The following is a 6,722-nucleotide window of genomic DNA, read 5'->3' as shown; positions in this document are numbered from 1 at the left end:
CTACGAACCAGAAGGTCGGGAGTTCGAATCTCTCCGGGCGCACCACCCCTCTTGTTGTTGCTGACTCTCAAAAAAATTCAGGAATCGTTGCTGGTCCCGCCAGCTTACTTGTTTGCCCCTGCGCCCGTCGCGGCACGTTGCGCGGGAGTGGCTAATGATCCCGGGCCAGGCTCCGGCACGGGCTTGGGCATGTCCTCTGCCTTGTAACGAGGTACCATTTGATCGGCCATTGCCACTGCGTACACGGCCGATGCAATTTCCACCGCGCCTTCGCGCACGTCCTCTTCGTAAATCCGCTCATACGTGTCCAGATTGGTGTGATGCGTGAAGCTGCCGTAGTCAAATGGGTCCTGCGCCAGGCCGATACCCGGCAGTCCCGCGTTGTTGAATGAAGTGCTGTCTGTTCCGCCCGTCGCCCGGCTCGCGCTTGCGCTCACGCCCGTGAATCCCCAAGTTTGAAACGGCATCAGCGCGTCGCGAACCATCGTAACCGCATCCGCGGGACCAAATACGCTCGCGCCGCGGGGCTTGCCTGTGCCGGAATCAATGTTGAAATACGCGTCCAGTTTTGCGTACTCGGGTTTGGGATCTTCGAAGCTGCCAAAGTGCTGCTTGACGTAAGCGAGCGAGCCCAGCAAACCCTCTTCTTCGCCGCTCCACAGCGCCACACGAATCGTTCTTCGCGGTTTCACGTGAAGCGATGCCAGTATTCGCACTGCTTCCAGCATCATCGACGAGCCGATACCGTTGTCGGTGGCGCCCGTCGCGTCATGCCAGGAATCGTAGTGGCCTCCTAGCATCACAATTTCGTCCTTCTTGTCGGTGCCGGGAATCTCGCCAATTGCGTTATAGACGGTCGTGCCCTCGGGGTATTCCTTGTTTTGAATGTTGATGCGCAGCGTCACCGGTGTGCCATCGGCGACGATGCGCGAGATGCGCCCATAATCCTCATTGCGCATCACAAGTGTGGGCACGGTTCTCGACCAGTCGTACGTATTGTTCTGTTGCGCCACGATCACTCCGTGTGCCCGGCCCGCGTCGTTGATCCGCACCAGCGCTCCATTGTCGACCAGGAACTGATCGACCGCCCTCGCCACTTCTTGCCGCGACAATTGTCCCGGCCCCAACGGTGCCGGCTGCGGGCGATTTCCGAACGGGTTGCGCTGCGGATTGTTGGGATCAAAGCGCGCTTTCCATTCATCCTCCGGTCGGCGCATCGGCGCGGGATCCATCTCTTCTGGCACTTCCACATGATTGCCCACCAGCACGATCGCCCCACGAACTTTGTCCTTCATGGAATTCAGATAGGCGTCAAGTTCCGCGCGCGTGGGCTGTTGCGGGCGCTCTTCCTTCTGCGGCTGCGGCATTGGTGGAGGCGCCCAAGACGGCGCGGCGGGCGCAGCAGCACCCGGCCTGCCGCCAAATCCGCCGCCGACTGCGGCGAGTCCCGGCGGGACCAGCATCACAACATTCGCCGTAACTGTGCCTTGCGTGCTCGGCGTCCACGCCAGCGGCTCGACCATTAATTGCCCGTGAAACGGCCCGACAGCTTCCGCCGAGAGTTCCATGTTTTCCCATCCAGGGACTGGTGTCGCTGCAGTCGGCGGCTGAAAAGTCCACGGCTCCAGATGCGCGTTTTGCAATCCCCACGAAGTCATCGTCCGAACCGCCCAATCATCCGCCGCCTTCAGATTCGGTGTGCCCGTCACGCGCGGACCGTACACATCGGCAACTTCATGGATGATCCACATAATCTTCGAATTATTCGTCTCTTCGGCGCGAATTTGCGCGTACATGTCGGAAAGTGCCGGAGCCTGCGCCACTAGCGGCAGCGCCGCCAGCAGAAAAAAGCACACTACATACCCATAGCGTTTCGCCAAGGAATCCTCCTAAATGTTGCCGGAAATCTCTATTTTGCTTCCTTGTGTCCTCGACAATATACGCTTGGCCGCCTCGCGCGGCAATGCATCAGTCGCGTGTTTGCCGCGAGCCTCGCCGCGTGACGCGAAGCCGCAAGTCCCGCATCTCTGGCAACGGCTGGGTAGACTTGTACACAACGTTTATCTCGGACGGCATGAGGTTACGGGTGCGAGGTTCTTACTTTTGCGTCTTAATGAATCCGCAGACGTCTTTCACGGCATTGCTCAGTATATGCGTCGTCGTTGCAAACACCGCCTGCCCTCCCGGCTTGAACATCGTGAACTTGTAATTGCCGGGCCAGCCGCCCGCTTCGAGCATGTAGTCCGATTTCGTCGAATCCAGCGTGATCGAGACGTTCGGGCACTTCACGCGGAGATTCTTCAAAATATCGGCGGTCGGAATCGTTGACGCGGGAGACAGCACAAGTTTCACGGGCTTTGGCTGGTCCTTTGGCGGATCTTTCGCAATTCCGCTGGGTGCCGACAGCAGCAAGCACAACATCGAAACTCCGAGCAGCATTTTTCTCATGTTCGATTCTCCCGCGGCTAAATGCGTCGCAAGTGCACAATTCTTGGGACGAATTCCCACTTCAAATGGTTGCATGTTCCGGCTCGTCCTGTTCCTCGGCTCGCCCCGGGCACGGCCGAATTCCACCTATTTACACCTCGCGGCAATTCGGAGAAGATGCGTGGGCGCGATTCGGCATTATGCCGAGCTAAGGAGACCACTTATGCGCAGAGCATTGGTTCGCACGCTCGCCCTGACTGCGTTATTGCTGGGCGCTGTTACGGTCCGTGCGCAACAGGCTCCGTCTGGCGCGGGTGTCGCGCCATCGGCAACTCGTCAAACGGAGACGGACGCCTACACACGTTACGAACTGCTCGCGCCCGACACCGCGAGTTTCAAGATCTATTACGAAATCACAGCCACCACCGCTGGCGCGAAGTATTTCTTTAACCCGATCCGCAAGGGCAGTGTGGCCAGCGACGAATCTGTTTACGATGCCATGACGGGCGAACCGCTTCACTTCGAAGTGGTCAGTGGCGCGGATGCACGCAGGGATCCATTGATGACGGACGCCGATGCAGCCACGGATTACATCAAAGTCACTCTGGCCCGGCCCGTGCCGCCGGAGGGTCAGGGCCGCATCGTAATCTTGAAAACGTACAAAGACGCGAAAAGCTACTATCGCGACGGCGACAAAATCGTTTTCAATCGCCCGCTCGGAATCAAACGCAACAAAATCGTGCTCCCCGCGGGATATGAGTTGGTCGGTTGCAACGTGCCTTCGCAAGTTCTGACCGAGCCGGACGGCCGCGTTTCAATCAGTTTCATGAACGGCAGCGCCGGTGAAGCTCCACTGATCGTCAAAGCAAAACTCGGCGCGCAAACAGGGGCTGGCGCTGCGCCTCGCGCGCCAACTTCAGCGCGCAGTTGGGAAGCGCCATTCGAAGGTGAAACCGAACGTCAGCGCCTCTCCGAGCGCGCCCATCAGGACCGCGACATCGTTTACTTCCTCAACCAGCCGGATACTCACTCCTTCAGCCTCTATCACGACTACACCGAGTCGCGTCCTGGCGCCGACAAGTATCTCAACGTCGTCCGCGAAGGCAGCACCGTTTCAAATCCTTCAGCGTACATTCTCGACACAGGCGATAAACTGCAAAGCCGCATCATGACCGGCGCTGAGCTTGCCGCCGCCAAAATCAGCGTGGGAAACGAACCTGTAACTCCAACCACGCAGGTCGTCGTGATCCCGTTTCCGCCGGTGAAAAAAGGCCAATCGACTCGTTTGCGAATTTCAGAGACGTACACCGCGCCCGTCAGTTACCGTCTGGATGGTGACGAACTGGTTTTCGACCGCAGTTTTGGCCGTTCGCGCAACGCTGTCGTCTTGCCCGCGGGATGGTATTTGACCGCCAGCGCCATTCCCGCGACGGTAAAGCAACTTCCTGACGGCCGCATACGGCTCGATTTTTGGAATGGCCGCCCCGATTCAATCGACGTATTGATTAAGGCCAAGCGTCGCGCCGCGGCGGCGGAAAAGTAGCGGCAGATCGGCCATATTGTTCGTTCTAGTCTTATGTGGTGTTCGCAAATCTCCGCAGTGGATGGATAAAATGAAAACTTCCCCTCGCAATGTGATTTGCTTCTGGAAGGTGAATGCAATTGTATGCGCGCTGATACTTACGCTGATTTTGCTCCCGCGCGCCGCGTCAGCTCAGACCAAGAAAACCGCTGCGCCTGAGGCAAAAACTTCAGCGCACGCTAACGCGCCGGACCTCAAGAAGCAGCCGACGCTCTACCTCGTCGGCTACGCCCATCTCGATACACAGTGGCGCTGGGAGTATCCGCAGGTCATCTCGGAATATCTTCCCGACACGATGCGCAAGAACTTCTCTCTCTTCCAAAAATATCCGCATTACATCTTCAATTGGACCGGCGCCAATCGCTACATGATGATGGACGAATATTATCCTTCCGATTTCGCAAAGCTGAAGCACTACGTCGCCACCGGTCAGTGGTTTCCGGCAGGCTCGTCGATGGAGGAAAACGACGTCAACTCGCCTTCGCCGGAATCCATCATTCGCCAGGTTCTTTACGGCAACGAATACTTTCGCCGCGAATTCGGCAAGGCCAGCGACGAGTACATGCTTCCGGATTGTTTCGGCTTTCCCGCGGATTTGCCCAGCATACTTGCCGCCGCGGGAATCAAAGGTTTCTCCACGCAAAAATTGACTTGGGGCTCCTCGGCGCCCGTCGGCGGCCCCGATTCCCCGGAACAAACGCCCGCCGGCACGCCGTTCAATGTCGGCGTCTGGGCAGGTCCTGACGGCCGCAGCGTGATCGCCGCTCTCAACCCAGAAAGCTATTCCGGCGGCGTCAGCTACGACCTCACCAAGAGCACGCGGCCTCCTGACGTGCGCAATTTCATCGACTGGCCCAAGCGCGTGGATCTGGACGGCAAAGTCAGCGGCGTTTTCGCCGACTATCACTATTACGGCACCGGCGACATCGGCGGCTCGCCCGACGAGAACTCAGTCAGGCTCGTCGAAGAAATGGTGACGAAAAGCATGGGCGCTCTTCCTCCGCGAAATCCCAATCAGGATGACGACAACGAAAATGCATCCGCGCCGCCTGCAGGCCCGCAAGTACGCATGGGCACTGGCCCTCTCCACATTATTTCTTCTGACGCCGATCAAATGTTCAAAGACATTCTCACCGAGCATTTGACCGCCGGTTTGCCGCGTTATCAGGGCGACCTCGAATTGACGAATCACTCCGCCGGCTCGCTCACTTCCGAAGAGGTTCACAAACGCTGGAACCGCGAAAACGAAAATCTCGCTCACGCCGCGGAAGAGGCGTCCGTCGGCGCCGCATGGCTCGGCGGACGTCCCTATCCGCTCGAGCGTTTGAATCACGCTTGGCGCCTCGTGCTCGGCGGCCAGTTCCACGACATCATGGCTGGCACCGCGACGCCCAAGTCATACGAATATTCCTGGAACGACGACGTCATCGCCATGAATCAATTCGCACAAGTGCTGACGAGCGCCACTTCGGCGGTAGCGTCTGATTTAAATACGGAAGCCGCCGGCACACCGATCGTCGTTTACAATCCATTGTCCATCGACCGCGAAGACGTCGTTGAAGCGAACATCAATTTTTCCGGCGGCGCTCCGCAAGGGATTCGCGTCGTCGGCCCCGACGGTAGGGAAGTCTCCGCGCAAATTAACGGTGACGAAAATGGTGTGGCGAGAGTTTTGTTCCTCGCTAAAGTTCCATCGACCGGCTTCGCGGTTTACGATGTGCAGCCATCCGCAACTGCGCCTTTGCCGAATTCCGAACTCAAAGTTACGAATTCCTCCCTCGAAAACGCCCGCTATCGCATCCAGTTGAATCACGACGGCGACGTTTCGAGCATCTTCGACAAAAAACTAAATCGCGAACTTCTTTCCGCTCCCGCGCGCCTCGCTTTCCAAACCGAAAAGCCGTCGCAATGGCCCGCGTGGAACATGGACTGGTCGGATCAGACTAAGCCGCCGCGTGGTTACGTCGGCGGTCCCGCAAAAATCACCATTGTCGAAAACGGTCCGGTCCGCGTCGCCCTCCGAATCGACCGCGAAGCCGAAGGTTCGAAATTCGTGCAAACAATTCGTCTCTCCGCCGGCGATGCGGGCAATCGCATCGAATTCGCCAACGCCATCGATTGGAAAACTCGCGAAGCCGCTCTCAAAGCAACTTTCCCGCTGACCGCTTCGAATGAACATGCAACTTACAATTGGGGCGCCGGAACTATCGAGCGGCCCACCGACAACGAAAAAATGTTTGAGATGCCCTCGCATCGCTGGTTCGACCTCACGGATCAAAGCGGCAGCTTCGGCGTCACAATTCTTTCCGGCGTGAAGACCGGCTCCGATAAACCAAGCGACAATACGTTGCGCCTCACGCTCCTCTACACTCCGGGTGTCAGCGACGCCGGCCAGTCCTATCGTGACCAGGGCTCGCAGGATTTTGGCCATCACGAATTTCTCTACGGGTTTTCGAGCCACGCGGGCGGCTGGCGCGACGGCGATACGGCCTGGCAGGCGTACCGTCTCGACGCCCCACTCATTGCCTTTCAGACCACGAAGCACCGTGGCGCACTCGGCAAAACTTTCTCGTTGCTGAAAGTCAGCAACAACAGCGTTCGCGTAATGGTCTTCAAGAAAGCCGAAGAGCACAACGACGAGGTTGTGCGCTTGGTCGAAATGAACGGCAAGCCGCGGCGCGATGTTCGCATTTCGTTTGCTGCGCCGGTTGTC

At 58.1% G+C, this 6,722-nt stretch carries 4 protein-coding genes; 2 read left to right on the top strand and 2 right to left on the bottom strand.

Features of this window, described 5'->3' with window-relative positions:
• Nucleotides 1-104: 104 nt before the first annotated feature.
• Nucleotides 105-1,880 carry a M20/M25/M40 family metallo-hydrolase gene (locus tag VGR81_07235; GenBank protein HEV2288728.1) on the bottom strand — a complete coding sequence of 592 codons (1,776 nt, stop codon included), beginning with the start codon at nucleotides 1,878-1,880 and terminating at the stop codon, nucleotides 105-107.
• Between the two features lie 217 nt (nucleotides 1,881-2,097).
• Nucleotides 2,098-2,448, bottom strand: coding sequence for a hypothetical protein (locus tag VGR81_07230; GenBank protein ID HEV2288727.1), 351 nt, complete (start codon nucleotides 2,446-2,448; stop codon nucleotides 2,098-2,100).
• A 202-nt stretch (nucleotides 2,449-2,650) separates the two neighbouring features.
• On the opposite strand from VGR81_07230, the gene VGR81_07225 reads away from it, so the two are divergent.
• Together VGR81_07225 and VGR81_07220 are read left to right on the top strand one after the other, a co-directional pair.
• Nucleotides 2,651-3,970 (top strand): hypothetical protein, encoded by a 1,320-nt coding sequence (locus VGR81_07225; protein ID HEV2288726.1) that lies wholly within the window; start codon nucleotides 2,651-2,653, stop codon nucleotides 3,968-3,970.
• Between the two features lie 70 nt (nucleotides 3,971-4,040).
• Nucleotides 4,041-6,722: glycoside hydrolase family 38 C-terminal domain-containing protein (locus tag VGR81_07220; protein ID HEV2288725.1), on the top strand; the 2,682-nt coding region annotated here is incomplete at its 3' end.

This window comes from Candidatus Acidiferrales bacterium, from assembly GCA_035934015.1.
In the GTDB taxonomy this organism is placed as follows: domain Bacteria; phylum Acidobacteriota; class Terriglobia; order Acidiferrales; family UBA7541; genus DAHUXN01.
The sequence above is the reverse complement of the archived record's forward strand: the minus strand, read 5'-3'. Positions and strand labels throughout refer to the sequence as shown.

Coding starts and splice junctions, on each gene's coding strand:
- VGR81_07230 (HEV2288727.1), bottom strand. CDS start 2,448: ATGAGAAAAATGCTGCTCGGAGTTTCGATGTTGTGCTTGCTGCTGTCG.
- VGR81_07225 (HEV2288726.1), top strand. CDS start 2,651: ATGCGCAGAGCATTGGTTCGCACGCTCGCCCTGACTGCGTTATTGCTG.